This window comes from Crateriforma spongiae (assembly GCF_012290005.1).
GTDB lineage: Bacteria > Planctomycetota > Planctomycetia > Pirellulales > Pirellulaceae > Crateriforma > Crateriforma spongiae.
Window position 1 is genome coordinate 412,398 of record NZ_JAAXMS010000005.1, and the last position, 20,302, is coordinate 432,699.

Sequence of the window (20,302 nt, forward strand, 5' to 3'; positions counted from 1 at the left end):
ACGGAGTATCGCCGCGGCGAAGCGGGTGGCCCGATGCGGGATGTTACAACGCGGGTTGATCCGAAGCGAAGTCGATCCCGGAGGAGCGTTTTTTCAGTGGACCGCTTCGTAGATCTTCGGGACCGTGTTTTGCGAACTGTACGTGTGAACGCGATTGGTCGGTTTCCGTTCCAGCGTTTCCAGCGGCAACTTGGCGGCACACCAGCCCAGGATACTGGCCTTCATGTTCTTCGCTTTGATGCCTTTGTCGATCAGCTTTGCGGCGTATCGATCGCTGCGGTAACCGGACGTGCAGTAAGCGATCACGGTCGTGCCGGCAAACTTTTGCTGCTGGGCTTCGAACTGTTTGACGGTGATCGCACCGGGGATCACCGACACCTCGGTTTCTTCGGGGCTGCGGGCATCCACCAAAACAAACGCGGGATCCGGTGTTGGCATTTCCTGTTTCTTGGCACTGTCGACCTGTTTCTGGTGCTCCAGCTGCATCTTGCGGACTTGGGCCACGCTGATTTCGGGCACATCGACGCGTCGGGCCAGCAGACCGCCCAACTGTGCGTGGGCGGGGGAAACCGAACCGAAGGTGAAGACCGACGCTACGCAGGCCGACGCCACGCAGGCAACGATGAACGCGTATTTCATGAACAGTTGAGACGAGGGAAACAAGGAAGCGGATCGACCGGGAAAAGGACGCCGGAGTGTCGTCCGCGATCGAGACGGATGACCACAGGTGTCCAAGGGTTGATGTCCATTGGGACCTGAAACGCGACACCACAGCATAACCGATGTGATCGAACCGATCTTTCGGTCGTTTTGGGGCCGATCGCAGCGATCGTAGGGAACTTTCATGAACAAATTGCTATCCAAACACCGCTGGATGGCAGGTCCCGCCCGGACGGGGAGGATGGGCTTGGTCATCTGGTGATGGAAATCTGCTGCGTATCGGCCTTTGCGGATGCCGGCGGCGGTGGATTGACCGGTACGACTGACACGATCCCCACGACGTGAAGACTTGGATTCAGGCTACTTGTGACGCCTTGGTCGCATTTGTTTGCGGGTTTTTCGGCCCTAACTATACTCGGCTTCGGGTTTACCCCGGCCCGCCCGTTCGGACTCCGACTGCTTTTCGTCACCACCGCAACGACCGCTTTTCCCTGACTGTTTTGCCGATCCGTCGGCGGCGGTCGCACTCCCACGACGTTAACTCAACCACCCGCCAAAGGGCGCGATCCCATTTCGCATCTTCGGCGGGGCCATTCGCCTTGGAAGGTTTGGTCTATGACCACGCGTAAGCGAAATCACTCCTCGAACTCTCCCTCCACCCCCTCCCGACGACGCAAAGCCGCTGGCAAGAGCCGCGGTGCATCGCGTTCGTCGATGTCATCGGCCGACCGCCTGGCGCGTCGCGGCGCTCTGGTGGAAAAACTGGAAGATCGCCGGTTGCTTGCCGGCCCCCAGTTGATCGGCATCCAGCCCAACGAAGGTGAATTGATCGTTGACGGGACGGTCCGTGATACGGCACCGCGTTCGTTGACGTTCCGGTTTGACCAAGACCAAAGCATCGACCCCACGACGTTGGACGGCATTCAGATTCGCCGTGCCGGCAGTGACGGCGTGTTCGACACGGCGGACGATGTGGCGATCCAGCCGGGCAGTGTCACCCTGGGGGAAAACAGCAGCAACGAAGTCGTCGTTCGCTTTGCCGAAACGCTGGTCGATGACCAGTACCGCATCGACGTGTTCGGCTTTGACGACGCACCCCGAGGAATCGTCGGGATCCGCAACGACGCTGGTGAATTCCTGCAGGCACGCAACGGCGTGGATGCGTCCGAACGTGTCGAGTTTGAACTGCAGCTGGGCGTTCAAATCGAAGCGATCGTTCCGCAACCGGTTGTCCGTCTTGATAGTGGGGAATTGGAACAGCGGCGCAACGAAATTCTGGTCTATTTCAACGAAGACGAACTGTTCGTCGAAAATGACCCGGCGACCGGCTTGCCGACTGATCGATCCGCCGAAAACCCACGCTTCTATCAACTGTTGTTGACTCAAGAATCGGTTCGCACGACCGATGACGTTTTGTACTTGCCCGAACGCGTCATCTACGACGCGCCGACCAACACGGCGCGGTTGATTTTCCAAGGCGACGACATCAACACCATGCCCGGCGTCCCGCTGGGTGGCGGAACGTTCCGATTGCGAATCGGTACCGCGGTGGATTCGCCGACGGATTTGATCGTCGAACCCAGCCCGATCGCAGTCGCCCCGACGGCCACCACCAATTTGGGCCTGGCGTCCGATCTGGCGGTTCAGTTCGACGCGAAGATCTTCAGCGAAGCCGGCGGCGGCCGTGCGGTGCGTTTCGTCGACACCGGTGCCGGCGGTTTGACCGTGGCCTTGGATCCCGACAGCAGCGACGTGATCTTCGACCTCGGCGGAACGACGCCCCAGGTCCAAGATCTGCAGACCGTCGTCCAGGGAACCCCGGCGGTCAACGCCGTGATCGCGGTCAGCTTTTCTCAGGGCGGTGTGGCCGGTGCCGGTGGCACCTTGGTCTTGCCCGCATCGATCGTCGACTTTGCTCCGGTGCAATTGGTTGCAGCGGGGGACACTCTGTCGACCGCAACCGACGTCGGCGTTTTCGGCATGGCCGGCCAGCAATTGTCCAGCCTGTTGATCCGCGAATCGATCACGCCGCAGTCTTATGGAATCCAGTTGCCGGGATCACCGAACGATCCTGGACGCGAAGCATTGGCCGATGCGATCAACGACCTGTTCGGTGCCGATGTCCAAGACGGCATTACCGAGATCAGCTACAACTTTGACGGCGTGATCAGCGGCGGTGACGGCACGACCGCACCGGCGAAGTTGAACAATATCACCGACGTGCAAAAGCGTCGTGTCCGCGAAGCGTTGGAACTGTGGTCGAAGTACCTGGGCGTTCAGTTCCGCGAAACGGTCGATGAAGGTATCACGTTTGCCGTCGGCGAACGATCGGCGTTGTTGTCTGCCGCTGGCACGCAGCTTCGTTCGGTGGATGAATTGAACGCCGCGCTGCGTATCGACCCGACGTTCGACAATGCGGCGTTGGTGATGAGCAGCCAAGTCAATTACGGTTTGGACTATGGCGAAGATTTCTTCCGCAAGACGATGGCCGGCATCGGGTTCTTGTTGGGCTTGGATCAGAACCACGAGGTCACCGCCCAGACTTTGATGGCGTTGGATCCGACGTTCTTGAACGCGACGATCGATCCGGACCTGCTGATGCACCCGGAAGACCCGTTCTTTGGGACGCAGACGACTCAGCAACAAACCATCAACCCGAACATCGATGCGCAAACCATCGATGACCCGATTCCCAATGCGTTGGACGGTCCGGAACCGGTATTCCCCGGCAACCAAGACATCCTGCATGGCCAGTACCTCCACCGGCCCGAAAGCATCGATGTCGATCTGTATCGATTCGAAGTTGATTTGCCTCAGGGCCGCGAATTCGGCACGCTGACGGCAGAAACGTTCGCCGAACGGTTGGCGGATTCCAGCATGCTGGACACGACGCTGGCGTTGTACCAAGAAGTTTCCGCGTCGGCGTCCAGCGATTTCGGTCTGGGTACCTCGGTATCGGTCGACATTCAATCGCAACTGTCCGGCAGTGCGGGCAACCGATCACGCATCGAATTCTTGCGAACCGATCGCGCGACCGGTGACACCGCAGTTCGCGTGACCCAAATCATCGGCGACGACGGCAACCCGTTGCCCAACGCCGTTCGCGTGGACATCCCGCGTTTGAATGCGGAGATCACCGAAGTCACCGTCGGCCAAGTCGTCGATGCGATCAACAATGACGAATTTGCCAGCACCCTGTTCGTCGTCGATGCGGACGTTCTGTCGCGACAAGCCGACATGGGCAACGTGGAACTGGCCCAATTTGCCCCGATCACCTTGGGTGGTGGCGGTACGGTCGAACTGGCCCAAAACGACGACTACTTCAGCGAAGATTCGTTCCTGACCGCGGAACTGGGAAGCGGCGTCTACTATCTGGGCGTGACCGCCAGCGGCAACGGCGATTACAACCCGAATTTGTCCGGCAGTGGTTCGGGCGGAACGACCCAGGGCGATTACGAAGTCCTGTTGAAGTTTGAACCTCAGGTCAGTCAAAGCGATGTCATTCGGGATACCGACGGTACCCGCTCGGGCGTTCCCGGAACGGCAATCGACGGCGACTTGGACGGTACGCCCGGCGGCGTGAATAACTTCTGGTTCCAAACGCGTCCGCTGGAACGGATTCTGCAAGTCCAATCGACCGGTGCGGGAATCGTTCCCGGCCAAACGATGACGATCAGCGGTTCGACCGGTGTGTCGCGACGCTTCGAATTTGTTCCGGTCGGCGGCACCGCGCAGCCGGGCAACGTTCCAATTCTGTACAACGCGACGGTCGGCGGAACCGGGACCAGCACCAGTGGATTGGCGTTGGCGATTCGTACGGCGATCAACTCGGTCAGCGGTCAAACCGGCGTGTCTTCGTCGTTGTCCACCAGCGGCAACGAACTGGTCTTGTCGGGCGAACGCGTGCTGTCGTTCGGCAACAGCTTCACCGGTGTCGAGGCACTCGGACGAAACATCTTTGTCGATAAGGTGTCCAGTGTTGTGGCCGACGGAACCTTGGCCCAACCGTTCAACAACGTCGACAACCCGTTCGAAGACGGTGCGTTTGACGCGGCGTTGCCGGGCGACATCGTGCGGATCGTCGGTAACGGCGGACAGGACGGTGATCTGTCGACGACCGCTGACAACTTCAGCTACCAATTCGGGCTTAGCGAAATCGGCGGCAACGTGCTGCCCGATGGTCGCCATATGGATGTGCCCAAGGGCGTGACGACGATGGTCGATGCCGGTGCGGTGTTCAAACTGCGTGCGGCCGCGGTCAGTGTCGGCAGCAACAGTTTGCTTTCGGACCGCAGCGGTGGTGCCTTGCAGGTCTTGGGAGCACCGCGTTTGGTGAATCTGGCCGATCCGGCGATCAGTGGCGTGGAAGTGACTGACACCGGAATCACCCAGATCGGTGATTCGGGCAGCGTCGTCTTTACCAGCACACGCGACCGCAGTGTCGATGCGGCGTCGTCGGGCAACAGCCCTGCTCCGGCGGCCGGCAACTGGGGCGGTCTGATCTTCCAGAACGATTTCGATGCGGCCGAGGGCCGTGCGAACCTGGAATCCGAAGGGATCTTCCTGCAAACCGTCAATCACGCGGAACTGCGCTACGGCGGCGGCAGCAACATCGTGATCAACTCGGTTCAGAAAACCGTCAATCCGATTCAGATCGTCGACCTGCGTCCCACGATCACCTTCAACGAATTGTTGCACAACGCTTCGGCGGCGATGAGTGCGACGCCGAACAGCTTCTTGGAAACCAGTTTCCAATCGCCGCGTTTCCAACAAGCCGGTGCATTCACCGCGGATTACGACCGCGTGGGGCCGGACATCAAGATGAACTTGGTGACCGACAACAGCATCAATGGTTTGTTCATTCGCACCGAATCGGAAGCCAACCAGCCGCCGCGCGAAATCACCGTGTCGGCACGCTTTGACGATGTCGGCATCGTCCACTACATCGCCGAAAACATCTTGATCGCCGGCCAACCGGGCGGATCGATTCAAGACGGCTTTGCGCCTGATTTTGGTTCGGTCACCACGCAAACCGCCGGCGGTGGTTCGCTGGTTAATGGCACCTATCAATACCGCATGACGTTTGTCGATGCGGCCGGCTTTGAATCGTTGGCCAGCGACGCGTCTGACGCGGTGACGATCAGCGGCGGCAATCGCACGGCCCAGTTGTTGAACCTGCCCGTGATTCCGGAACGCAGCGATTATCTGTCGCGTCGTTTGTACCGGCTGAACCCGCTTTCGGGCGAATACGAGTTGGTCGCACAGCTGAACCGCAGCGATGCGACCTTCACCGACAACGGATCGGTGGCGACGGGCGGAGCGACGTTGGATCTTAGCCGTGCCGGAATCCGCGGACGTTTGGACGGATCGTTGGTGGTGGATCCGAACATGGTGGTCAAGTTCCGCGGTGCACGCATCGAACTGGACCATGACACGCAATTGATCGCCGAAGGCACCGAGGGCAAACCGGTGATCTTCACCAGTGCACTGGACGATCGTTTTGGTGCGGGTGGATCATTCGATACCAACAATGACGCGGGCATTGCCGGCGGTCCCACGGCACCGCAACGCGGTGACTGGTCGGGCTTGTACGCGGGCCCCAGTGCAAACGTCAGTTTGGACTATGCGACGATCGCTTACGGTGGCGGCGTCAGCCTGATCGAAGGCGGCCAGTCACGCGGCTTTGCGGCGTTGGAATTGCAACAAGCCGACGCACGTGTCACCAACAGCCGATTCGAATACAACGACAATGCGATGGACGGGTCTGGCCCGATCGGTCGCAACGGACGCCTGGCGATCACGCCGGCAACGATCTTTGTCCGCGGCAGCCAGCCGATCATCGTGGGCAACGAATTCGTCGACAACTATGGATCGATTATCGACATCGATCTGGCGTCGATGACCGATGAATTGCTGACCGACATCGGCCGGCAAACCGGATCACCGGATCGCGTGGTGGGCTTGGACGATAACCATGGTCCGTTGGTCCGCCAGAACACGACCGAAAGTACCGCCGGCGACGTCCTGGGACTGCGCCAATTGAACGGTCTGCGGATCCGCGGCGGTGATTTGACCAGCGGCAGCGTCTGGGACGACACTGATATCGTTCACGTGTTGTACGATTCCGTGGTGGTCGGCAACCAAGTTTCCGGTGGGGCTTTGGAATTGCGAAGCCGTCCGGATGAAAGCCTGGTCGTCAAGATGTTGGGCCAAGGCACGCCCAACAGTGCGACGGCGGGAACCGGGATCACGGCAACCGGTTCGACCGGCGACATCAACGATCGCATCGGCGGTACGGTCCACGTCATCGGTTTGCCGGGTGCACCGGTCGTGTTGACCAGTTTGAACGACGACACGGTGGGTGCCGGTCGTAAGATCGACGGTTCGGCCCAAAACGACACCGGCGGCGACGGTTACGGCAGCCGTCCGTCCAGCAATGACTGGCGAAGTCTGCTATTTGACAACTTGAGCAACGACCGCAACGTTGCGGTGACCACGGAACTGGAATTGCCCACCGCGGCACCTCCCGGGGTCAACGACACGACGATCAATGCCCAGAACTTGGGTGACTTGGCCGCCAACATTTACGCGGGTGACGATCAATCACGCTTGGGCTTTGATGTCCAAGGGTTTATCAGCACGCCCAGCGACGTTGATACCTATGCCTTCACCGGTGTGGGCGGCGCGGAAGTCTGGATCGACATCGACAAGACTTCGATCGGCTTGGACACGGTCATCGAAATCGTCGACAACTCGGGTCAAGTGCTGGCGCGATCGGACAACGGCTATACCGAATTCTTTGACCCCAGCCTGATCGAAAACAACGGCACCGGTGTGGGCGGCGATTTGTTGGCCGGCCCATTGGGTGACGTCGATAATCCGCAAGCCAACTTGCAGGCCGACGGAAACTATTACGACTTTGGTTCCACCAACGTCCGTGACGCCGGATTGCGTTTGACCTTGCCGGGCAACACCGGAACCCGCAGCAATTACTTCGTCCGCGTACGAAGTGCTTCGGTGGACGCCGAGGACATCGGTGGTGGTCAAACGTCAGGTTCGTACCGGATGCAAATTCGTTTGTCCGAGGCCCAGGAATTTGCCGGCAGCGTCGTTCGCCACGCCGACATCCGTTATGCCAACCACGGGATCCACGTCCAAGCGTTGCCGGGATCGTCACCGCTGTTGGGCGACGCCCAGGAAAACGAATCCGCCGATCCGTTTTCGCCGGAGTTCTCGTCGGTGTTCAACACCGCACAGCCCGGTGGTTACTTCATCGACGGTGAACCGCAGTATCCGACCGATATCTACGCCAGCAATGACGATTTGAATGGCGGGTTTTTCAGCAATGATTTCTTCCCGGTCCTGAACGCCCGCCCGCAGAACTTGGGCGACTTGATCGATTCGAAGGACGGTGCGATCAGCGTTGGCGGTTCGTTGTCCACCAGCAACGATGTCGACTTCTATCAGATCGATGTCGGTCGCGACGCATCGCTTAGCGACGTCAGCCGTTCGACGGTCTTCGACATTGATTATGCCGACGGCTACGATCGACCGAACACCAATCTGAGCGTGTTCTTCTCGCCCACGGGCAACCCGAATGACGCCGAATTGGTGCTGTTCGGTGAATCCAGCAGCATCCTGGACGACCTTTCCAGCCCGCTGGACAGCGAATTGGTGGGCGAACTTCTGGATCGGGGTTCACGCACCGAAGAAGACGCCTTCATCGGGCCGATCAATCTGGCCCAGGGCAGCTACTTCATCGCCGTGACCGAAGCCGGTGCGGTCCCGACGGAGTTGAACAGCAACTCGCGACTGCGCCGTGTTCCGATCGAATCGACCGTCCGTATCTTCGACGACGCTGTCGAAGTGATCGGTGGCGTCGACGGCCAGACGCCGGTCAACGGCGGTTTCGTTGATACCGTCAGCGGCGGTTGGTCCGTCACGACGGATCGTTCGACCGATGTCGGTCACCAACGAGTGGATTCGAACATCGAAGCAAGCGGCACTTTTGGTCAGACCTTTGCCGCGATCGATACGACATCCAACCAGTACGACGAAAGCGACATCGGTCAGATCGACTTTGGATCTGATTCGGAACAAGACGTCGCCTATTCGTTCGAACACGAATTGATCATCGGTTTCGGCGAGAACGTCACGCAGACGCGTCGGGACCAGATCTTGTCCCAGAACAATCTGACCGTGCTGAAGTCGTTCGACTTCATCAACGCGGTTCACGTGCAGTCGGCGGAGACCGGCGACGGGTTGGGGCAAGTCATCGCATCGCTGGAAGAGGTACCGGAAGTCGAATACGCCGAACGCAATGTCGCGCGTACGATCGCTCTGACCCCGGACGATCCGCAGTACGGCCAAATGTGGCATTTGAACAATGTCGGCCAGACGGGCGGAACACCCGATGCCGATATCGATTTGCCCGAGGCTTGGGACACCTTCACCGGCAGCGACCAAACGGTCATTGCGATCATCGACAGTGGTGTCGACCTGACGCATCCCGATTTGGTGGACAACCTGTGGGTCAACCCGGGTGAAATTGCCGGTGACGGAATCGACAACGACGGGAACGGATACATCGACGATATCAACGGCATCGATGCGTTTGCCGGTGATACCGATCCGCAAGACGCGCAAGGTCACGGAACGCACGTCGCCGGTACCACGGCGGCCGTTGGTAACAATGCCACGGGTGTGACCGGGATCAATTGGAACAGCAAGATCATGGCGCTGCGTGTCGGCGACGTCGGGCTGTCCACCGCCGCGATCATCGAATCGCTGGACTATCTGGTCACGATGAAGACGCAGTTCGGGATCAACATCGTCGTCAGCAATAACAGTTACGGCGGATCGTTTGCATCGGCGGCGGAAATGGCTGCGATTCAAGCGAACATCGACGCCGGCATTGGCTTTGTGGCCGCAGCGGGCAACGACAGCACCAACAACGATTTCACGCCGCAGTTCCCGGCGTCGTATCCGATCGAAGAAATCATCACGGTGGCGTCGACCGATCACAACGACCAATTGTCGACGTTCAGTAACTTTGGTGCCTTCAGCGTCGATGTGGCTGCACCGGGGACCAACGTGCTCAGCACTACGCTGGGCGGTGGTTACGGGTTGAACAGTGGTACGTCGATGGCGTCGCCACACGTCGCCGGTGTCTACGCGTTGTTGGCCGGCCAAGACCCGACCGCAAGCGTGGACCAGTATCGTACGGCGATCCTGTTGGGTGCCGATCCGCTGGCCAACCTGACCGGAACCAGCGTCACCGGCGCCCGATTGAACGCCAATGGTGCCCAGGACGCATTGGCGATTCTGACGGCTCGTTCGATCGACAACGAATCGATGTTCTTCGATCGTAGTGTGGTCAACGGCAGCCTGCGATCGACCGCTTTCGATCTGACCGGTTACAGTGCCGGCGATCTGCCCCGGTTCTACTTCGACTACTTCGTCGATGCGGCCGATGGTGACACGATCACCGTTCAAGCGACCAGCAATGAACAAACCACGCCGATCGAATTGGACGTGGACCTGAACAACGTCGTGAACTTTGGTGCATGGCGACAAGGCATTGCATCGTTGGACGCTTTCGCAGGTCACACCGATGTTGTGATCGAATTCTTGTACAACGCGGACACCGCCGACACGTCGGCCGAAGGTCTGTATCTGGACAACTTCATCGTCGGTTTTGCCGAACGCGGTGAAATGGTCTCCGGTGCAACGCCTGGTCAAGGTAACTTCACGGCATCGTTCGGTGCGGTTTCCGGCCAATACCAGTTGGAAGTGCGGCCGGGCAACGAGTACAGCCAGCAGCTTGACGGCGGCCTGTTGATCGAACGCGGGTTAAAAGACAATCCGAAGTTGAGCGTTCCGTATTACCTGAGCGTTCCCAGCGGCCCAGAAGTGGTGCCCTACGATACGTTCAGCTTCGAAGTCTATGACAGTGTCGCCGATGCCGACGTGACGCTGACGTTCCAGTACCAGCCGACCGAAGCGACGCGGCAGAACCCGTCGTTGGTCGATCCCAATGCGATCGCCGTGCCTTATTCGGTCAACGCACCGCAAGACGCCGGTTTGATCGTCGCCTCGGTCACCAATTCGGTGATCACCGCGATCCAGGGCGTTGCCGACGTCGCGATTCTGGGTGTTCGCCGTGTGGATTCACAGCCCACGCAGTCCTTTGACACCAACGATCGTCAAACCGAAGCGATCACCTTGGTGGCACCCGCGGGCAGCCAGCTTAGCGACGGTGACCAGTTCACCCTTAGCGACGGCAGCAACACCGTCGTGTTTGAATTCACCACCGATTCGGCCGTCGCTTTTGGCTCGATCGGCATCCGGTTCACTCCCGCCGATACGCCAACCGACATCGCCGAAGCGATCATTCGTGCGATCAATTCCGGTGTGGTTCAAGGCGAATTGCAATTGCGTGCGTCGACCTCAACCGGCGACTGGGACTTCAGCAACCCGACCGCACCGGACGCGTTGCCGACCGACGGTCGCGTCGCGTTGCACGGACACGCGGTCGGCCAATTCGTCGCCGTTGAAAACGTTGGCGATGCGACCAGCAGCGATCCGTTGCCGGTGGCCGGTGATGGAACCGTGCAGCTTTCGGCGATCTACCATCACGGCCTTGGCGATCAGAACGCCCAGCGACTGCAGGGTGCATTTATCATCGAAAACAACACGGTCACCGAGGCCCATGCGATCGGAATCTGGTCCGATACCGGGCATCGTGGCACCGATCCGGAAGACAACCGTGACCCGGCGTTGATCGGCATCCCGGCCGGCAACGATTTCTTGCAGCTGCCACCGGTCGGCAATTCGCCGCTGGGTGCGGTGAAGAACCTGCCGATTTTGAACGATTCGGTCGAAGGCGGCCTGACCGCCGGCGTGGTTGTTCGCAACAACATCGTCGACCAGGCCGGATACACCGGCATCAAGGTCGACGGCGAAACACGTCCCTTCGTGATCGAATGGGACGGCCTGAACGATTGGTACGCCAACGGCAACACGCTGCTTCAGGACCGCGGTGACATTCTGGTTCCCGACGGTGCGATCATGGCGATCGATGCCGGCGGAACACGAGTCGTCTTTGAATTCGAAGACATCAGCGGTGCACCGACCAACCAAGGCGGCAGCGGCCAGGTCGGCGGTGATGGCTTTGTCGACGGACACGTGCCGATCTATTACCGATTGGGCAGCGGGTCGACGACTTACAACCCCAGCGGTCCGGACCCGATCCGTAACTTCGGTTATTCAGCGCACGAATTGCTGATGGCCATGTACGAATCGATCCAAGGCAGCATCTTGGTCACCAACGGTCTGGTCGAATTGGTTCGTCCGACGTTGGGACCGTCGTTGACCAGTCCGATTTCGCCGATCTTGCGAACGATCGGTGAAGACCCCGTCGGCGCGACCTATGGTGGCGACGTCCTGGATTTCGATAATCCGGCGTTGTACCTGGAAGGCGTCACGGGAGTTTACATGTCCATGAACTTCCAAAAGGACATCGAGGATTCCAATCTGAACTTGGGCCTGGATTCGTTCTTCAGCTACACCAGTTTCGATCCGGTCACTGGCGAAACATTCAACGGTCCGTCGCCGTTGATGCCGATCTACGAGGCCCCGCAACCGTTGGCCAAGTTGATCAACAACACCGTCCGCGGATCGGACGGAACCGAGGGTGCGTTCCTGGCCGATGGTTCACTGTCGGGCGCCGTGGGCAGTGCGACCGAGGAATCCAACGACGTGATCGCTGAAGCGGTCGATACGAAGTTGGAAGTCAGCCATCGTGGTGCCTACTTTGCCGACGGATCGATCGGCGACCATGTGGGACCGTTGCCGTCGGGTCAAGACGTCGATTTCTTCAAGGTCGAACTGGGCGTCGGCGATCGATTGATTGTCGACTTGGACACCGTCGCTGGTGGACCGACCGGTTACCTGCGACTGTTCGGCCCGGGCGGCGAAGAATTGGCGACCGGTGAAATGGGCGCGTTGCCGGAATACCTGAACCCTGGCAGCAGCGTTGAATTCCCCGTCACTGATGACGCCAACGCACGCGACAGCTACATCGATTACACGGCCCTGGCAAAGGGCACGTACTACGTCGGTGTCAGCAGCGAAGGCAACGAAACTTATGACGCCAAGAGCCTGGCCGATCGGACCGATCCGACTGGTGGCGAAGGCGACTATTCGATCGCCATCGAAACCTACGCCCCGCGATCGTTCGTTCTGTCGCTGGACAGCCATCCGCTGACTCCGTTCGACGCCGAACGTACCACGGGCAATATCAACGGAACGCTGGCCGAAGGCGGACCGGGTAACGGTGCACCAACGTTGGTCGGAACCACGTTCACGATCACGCAAATCCCGGATTATCTGATCCCAACCCGCACCGGCGATGCTTATGCCAACGTCAACGCGGACGGAAACCGTGTGACGTTCGAATTCACCAGCGGTACCAACACGATCGTGCTGCCCAACGGCAACATCAACGTGCCGATCTTGACGACCGACTTCATGAACGGTGGCGGTTATCGCGTGCCGGATATCATGCGGGCGATCAGCAATGCGATCAACGGTTACCTGAACAACCCGGCGTTGCCGAACCACGAGGTCAACAATGGCCCTGACGGCACCAACGGCCCGATCAGCCGCGTGGAAGCCCGAGCATTGGGCGGAACCCAAACGGACAACGTTGGCATTTACAACTTCATCCGTGAGAAGGGCTCCCCGCTGGGTGGTATCGTCACGACCGATGGCGGTGACCCGCCGACGTTGACGGGCTACTTGACCGGGTTCGATTTCACGACCGGCTTTGGACACGATCGTCGCGAAAGTGGTGGAACCGTCTCGATCGTTCCCGACGGTACGTTCACCGATGGCCGCGGAACGACCGAACTGTACGTGGCAATCATGAATGCCGCGAACATCGAATTGAGCCCCGAGGCACGTGCAGCCGGCCTGAAGCTTGGGCCGGACAACAGCACCTTGGCCAACGGCGATCAACGGTCGACCGAATACGCCAGCGAAGCCGACCAAGTGCTGGTCGAAAACGGCATCTTCGTCGGCAGCGGTGCCAGCGCAGCGATTTTGAACAATGTGATAACGAATGCTCACCAAAGCATCGTTCAAGAAGAATCGGGTGCGTTCGGGTTCGGTGCCCGCATCGATGAACTGAACCCCGATCTGAGTGTCAAGAAGGGCGAGATCACGCAAACCGGTAATGCGATTCAATACGACGAATCGCGAAACACGCAGTTGCGTTCGGATCTGTCCTGGTCGATCAACAATGGTGTCGGCTTGATCAACCGCAACCCGGCGCTGGATACAAGCATCAGCACCGACCTGCGGACCGGTCCCAGTAACATCAGCGGTGGTAACAGCGATTTCAACTTCGTCGCACGTCCCGCCAGCGAAACCGGCCAGACGCCGGGTAATTTCATCACGCTGACCAGCGGTGATTTGTTTGTCGATGCGGCCGCCGGGAACTTCACGCCTGCGGATCACGCGCCGATCGTCGACAGTGCGGTCGATTCGATCGATCCAAATGTGGCGCTGACGGAAATCTATGACTTGTTGGGAATCCCCAGCTCGTTGATCGTCAGCCCTGCCCGTGATCACAGCGGTCAACTGCGTGCGGACGAACCGACGATGTCACCGCCCGGTGGTATCGGTGCGAACGTGTTCAAGGATCGTGGTGCATTGGACACGGCGGACTTTGTGGGACCGATCGCAAGTTTGGAAAACCCGCTGGACAATGACTTTGCCCAACTGGACAGCGATCCGTCCAACAGCTTCGTTCGTCGCACCGACGGCGTGTTCAACGAATTCCGCGTCCTGGTCCAAGACTTGGGCGACAATTCGAACCCGTTCGTCGGCAGCGGAATCGACGATTCGACCGTGATGGTTGCCGAAATTCCGGGCCTGCGTCCGATCGGAGCCAACGTCACGCTGTTCGAAAATGATCGGCTGTTGACCGAAGGCATCGATTACACGTTCAGCTATGACGAAACCCGCGGCGTGATCACGTTGCGTCCACTGGCCGGAATCTGGTCCAACGACCATTCGTACCGCATCGCATTGAACAACCGTGACCGCACGGTCGTCATTGCCCCGGGGATCAACGAAGCGGTCGACGGCGACCAGGTTGCCATCACCGAAGTCGGTGGCGGTCGAGTGATCTTCGAATACGACACGGGCTATCAGATCCTTGCACCGGAGGTGTTGACGCTGACCGTTCCGGTCGAAGGCACCAATGCCGGTGGATTGTCCGACGGCGATGTGTTCCAAGTCAGCGATGGGGTCCGTGGTCCGATCTTGTTCGAATTGGACAACGACGGAATCACGCTGACCGGCACCACGCCGATTTCCATCCCCACGACGCCGACCCCGATCGATCCAGATGATCTGCAGGTCTTCTTGGAAGGCATTGCGACCAGCATCGGAGACGCGTTGCAAGCCGAGGTCGATGGCGGACGTATCGACGCCGACATCATGGTGGACGGAACCAAGATCCTGATCGGTACCGAAGCGGGTGCGACGGTCGATGCCAGCAACAGTGGCTTGTCCCAGGCGGCTCGGACTCTGTCGATGCAAATTCCCGGCAGCGGTGTCGGTGCATCGGGAATCCAAGACGGCGACACGTTTGTTTTGTCCAACGGACTGCGGACCGAAACCTTTGAATTTGATACCGACGGCAACCTGACCGCTCGGACCAACATCCCGGTGATCGTCAGCAACGGCATGACCGCCGATGCGGCCGCCAACGCCGTGGTCACCGCGGTGAATGATTCGCTGTTGGCTCTGTCCAGCACGTCCAGTGGCGACAAGGTGTTCTTCAATCTGCCGTCGGAAGGTTCGGCGTCGGTCGTTTCCGGTCGTGCAACGATCATCGGTATCAGTCGCACTCCGGTCGACGCGGATTCGATCACCGTGACATCCGTCGATGGTTCGACCAGTGCCACGCTGGAAATCAATCGCAGCGACGAAGTCGACTTGGATGGAAATCCGGCCGACGACGGCGTGACCGATCCGAACATCCCGCTGAACATCACGCGTCTGACCACCGCGAACGAGCTGGCACAGCAGATTGCCACGGCGTTGCGAGGCTTGGACATCGGTGGTTTGGATCCGAACGTGATCGAAGCCAGCGACGGCGGAATCGTCCATGTCGGCGGTTCGGACGGGCTGGGATTGACCGAAACGGGATCGGCCATCGATGTGGTCGGTTCGCCATCGGTCGCCGGTTCGTCGACGATCGCGATCATGGGGCCGCTGTTGCTGCGTCTGCCCGGCGTGGGCGGTGCCGGCATTGCCGACGGCAGCACGTTCATCGTGCGTGACGACAATGGCAACGACGTCGTGTTCGAAATGAATGTCGCGGGAACACCGGCAACGGTCGCCGGTGCGACGGTGATCGATTTCAACACGTTCGACGATTTCAACACGCTGGGCGATAAGATGGTTGCGGCCATCAACGCGGCGGGCACCGGCGTGACGGTCGTTAACAACGGCGCCGGCGAATTGAGCTTTGGGTATGTGACCGACAACCGGTTGGACGTCAGCAGTATCCCGCAGATGCAGAAGGTGCGCGGGTCGGTCAGCGACGGAGAACAAGTCACGATCACCCAAGGCGGTGTCAGCGTGACGTACGAATTCGATTCGATCCTTGGTGGTGGCGGAGTCGGCGCGGGTCATGTCGCGGTTCGATTCTTGCCCGACAGTCCCGCCGGCGACATCGCAACGGCTTTGGCCGCGGCGATCAACGAAAACCCGCTGGGATTGACCATCAGCGCGGTTGCCGAAACCGATTCGGCCGGCAACCCGACCGGCAGCGTGAAGCTGAACGACATCCCGGGAACGGTCGTCGACGTGTCGCTATCGCCGACCTTGTCGGTCTCGGGCGTCCCCGGTGGTGCAATCGCGGTTCCGATCCTGCCGTCGTTCACCGCCGTGCAAATCAAGCAAGCCTTGATCGCGGCGATCAATTCGGACCAGAACCCGACCAGCTTGGTGGCCGAGGATCGTGGCGGAAACACATTCTTTGTGGAAAACAGCCAGCTGATCGACGGCAACCTGGATTCGTTCTACTTGCCGGCCATCAAGGACTTGGCGGGCAATCCGCTGGAACCGAATCGTGACGACAACACGACTCAATTCACCATCCTGTTGCCGACGATCGGACTGGACTTTGGTGACGCACCGGACCCACGCGATAACGTGCCCGGCCGCTTGCCGACCCGCTTGGCCAACGACGGTGCACGCCACGTCGTGACACCCGATTTGACCTTGGGTACCCGCGTCGACGCCGAACCCGATGCGTTGCCGACGCCGCAAGCTGATGGTGATGATCTGGTCATCAACATCGCATCGTCCGGTGCCTTGTTCACGACGTCGATCGCCGACGGTTTTGCCCAGATTGATCAAGTCGTTGGCGTTGACGCGACGACCCGCGATGGTGACACAATCACGATCGCACTGGGCGGCGAAACGGTGACGTTGGAATTCGACATCGACGGCATCTTTGCCGAGGAACATTTTGCGATCCAACCGGTTGATCCCACTGATCCGGTTTCGATCAGTTCCGCCATCGCCGATGCGATCGCCGAAAGCCCGTTGGGACCGAGCGAAGTCAGCATTGATGGCGGCACCGTGAAGGTGTTCAGCAACGATGAAGACGGCGTTTCCTTCGTCAGTGACATCAACCCCGTCGGTTCGCTGAACAAGGGTGTCATCACTCCGGTGACCGTGACGGTCGTCGGCGAAGGCGTCCTGGAAGCATGGATCGACTTCAACGCCGACGGCGACTGGAACGACCCGGGCGAACGCATCATCGATGGCAGCAACCCGCTGGCTCGATTCAGCGACACCGGTGCCCCGGTCACGCGGACCTTCAACATCACCGTTCCCGGCATCGCGGCTACGCGACCGACGCCGGTTGAAACGTACGCTCGATTCCGTGTCTCCCGCGAAGGCGGATTGGATGCCTCGGGCTTGGCGTTGTCCGGTGAAGTGGAAGACTACGTTGTCACCATCGTTCCAGGTGCACCGCCGACCGTGGACGAGGCCAACTCCATGTTGGAGTACACGGTGGCCGAAGATTTCAATCTCCAGGCACTGGATCAAGACGGCAATCTGACCACGTCACCCAACGATAACGGCATCTTGGCTGGTATCACCGATCCCGATGGGGACCCGGTCAAGGTCTTCGATGGTGACGTCGGAACGCGGACGCTGACCACCCCGGGTGGCACCGTCGTCGGTACCTTGAATCTGCAAAGCGACGGAACGTTCAGTTTCGTTCCCACCGCGGACTTCAACGGTGTGGCGACGTTCACCGCACGGGTCAGCGACAGCAAGCCGGGGGCGCCGGAAACGGAGATCGTTTCCAGCACGCCGATCACGGTCACGATCGATGTCACGCCGGTCAATGACCCGCCGGTCGCATCGCCGGCACCGACGCCGGTCGAATTGACGATCGACGAAGACGAAGTGATCACGCTGACCACGGCCGAACTGATCGATCCGTTCTACGTGCCCGGTCCGGCCAATGAAATGGATCAGTCGCTGATCCTGCAAGAAGTCTTCAGCAACGCTGGTCAATTCGTTACCGAATTAGGCGGAATGTTGACGCTGTCCGAAGACGGTACCGAGGTCGTTTACACGCCTCCGGCCGACTTCAACAGCACCACCCAAGTTGATCGGTTCTCGTATCGTGTTGCCGACATCCCGGGCGACGGCCAAACCAGCCTGATCGCGGGCGAAATCGGCACGGTGGAATTCACCATCAACGCCGTCAACGACGCCCCGCGTGCCGGTGACGACTTTGTGCAGACTGGTGAAAACGAGCCGGTGGAAATTTCGGTGGCGACCCTGTTGTCCAATGACACACCGGGACCGCAGGACGAAATTGATGCCGGTCAGACGATCAGTCTGATGGCCGCCCAGTTCCCGCTGACCACTCGCGAAGGCGGCACGGTCACGCAATCGGGCGACACACTGACTTACACCCCGCCGACCGGATTTAGCGGTGCCGATCAATTCACCTATGGCTTGATCGATTCGCTGAACGCCACCGGCCAAGGGTTGGTTCGCATCAACGTCGACGACGTCAACGGTGCACCGGTTTTCGTCGGCGTCGACGGCAATCCGGATCAAACGTCGCTGACGTACACCGAAAGCAAAGACGATCCGAAGACGGTCACCTTGGAATTGTCGACCTGGTTCGACGATCCGGAAAATGATCCGCTGCAATACACGGTTGACACGTCCAACGGATCGATCGTGGGTGTCGAACTGGACGGCAGCACGATGACGTTGACCCTGCCGCCGTACTCGTTCGGTGAAGCCGATCTGACGATCACCGCGACCGATGACGACGGCTTGTTCGACACCGCAGTGGTTCCGGTCATTGTGACCAACACGCCCGATGCCCCCGAGGTGCTGAATCCGCTGGGGACGGTCAACGGTAATGAAAACACGACCGTCGAAGTCGATCTGTCCGATGTGTTCCGGGATCGCGACAACGACGATCTGGATTACTTGATCACGCAAATCGGTGGTTCCGCCGTGGTTGCCGGCCAACCGTTCCCCGAGAACGCATTGGTCGAAAACATCACCTTCAGCGGTGAGACGATGTTCATCCAGCTGAAGCCGAATGCGACTGGATCGATCGACATCGATCTGCGTGCCTTCGACGGCGTGTTCCCGGTCACGGACTCGTTCACACTGGAAATCGCAGCGGTCGAAGAAGACCCGATCGCGGTGGCCGATGGCTACGTCGTTCCGGTTCGCGGAACTTTGGCAGTCACCAGCGTATCCAGCGGCTTGCTGCGTAATGACAGCGACAACGATGGTGACACGTTCACCGTTGATGTTGCCACGGTCACGTCCCCGGCACACGGCGACCTGACGGTCAATGCCGACGGAACGTTCCAGTACGTCAACAACAGCGGCGAAGCCGGTGACACGGATTCGTTCACCTATCGCATCGAAGATTCGACCGGACGCTTCAGCGATCCGGTGACGGTGACGATCACGCTGTCACGATCGCGGTATCAAAACCCGATCGCTGAAATGAGCACCGACGTGACCGCTGATGGCTTTGTCACCGCGTTGGACGCCCTGCGGGTGATCAACATGCTGAACCGCGCCGGTGGTGTGAACGAGATCCCGACCGGCGAACTTGGTTACGACCCGCCGGACTATGTCGACGTCGACGGCGATGGTGTGATTTCCGCGTTCGATGCTCTGTTGGTGATCAACGAACTGAACCGACGCGGCGCTGAACCGGAGGGCGAAAGCCCGGCGGCCGGCGTCACGACGTCCTACGCCTCGGTCACGCCAAACCTGGCGACTCGCAACGTCGCAGCATCGATCGTTTCGGACGAAGCTCCGGCAACGACGATCAGTGGCGACGCGGCCAGCGACGCCGTGTTGGCCGGATTCGAAGGCGTCGATTCGGCCCCGTTGGCCGACGCCGCTGATGGATTGGCCACATCGAACGCTGACGCCGGTTCGGTCGACAGCGACAACATTGATCAGGCCCTTTCGACCATCATGGACGAGCCGTTGCTATGACGTGATCAGAAAATCGTTTCCCCCCCCTTTGATTGATGCCGAGCGTCGG

At 59.6% G+C, this 20,302-nt stretch carries 2 protein-coding genes; one reads left to right on the top strand and one right to left on the bottom strand.

Annotated features, from left to right (window positions below; all coding sequences use genetic code 11):
* Window positions 1-93: 93 nt before the first annotated feature.
* On the bottom strand, window positions 94-663 hold the full coding sequence (locus HFP54_RS15580) for a rhodanese-like domain-containing protein (protein WP_168565827.1): 570 nt from the start codon (window positions 661-663) through the stop codon (window positions 94-96).
* Between the two features lie 711 nt (window positions 664-1,374).
* Between HFP54_RS15580 and HFP54_RS15585 the strand changes: the two genes are divergently transcribed.
* On the top strand, window positions 1,375-20,253 hold the full coding sequence (locus HFP54_RS15585) for a S8 family serine peptidase (RefSeq protein ID WP_168565828.1): 18,879 nt from the start codon (window positions 1,375-1,377) through the stop codon (window positions 20,251-20,253).
* Window positions 20,254-20,302: the final 49 nt, after the last annotated feature.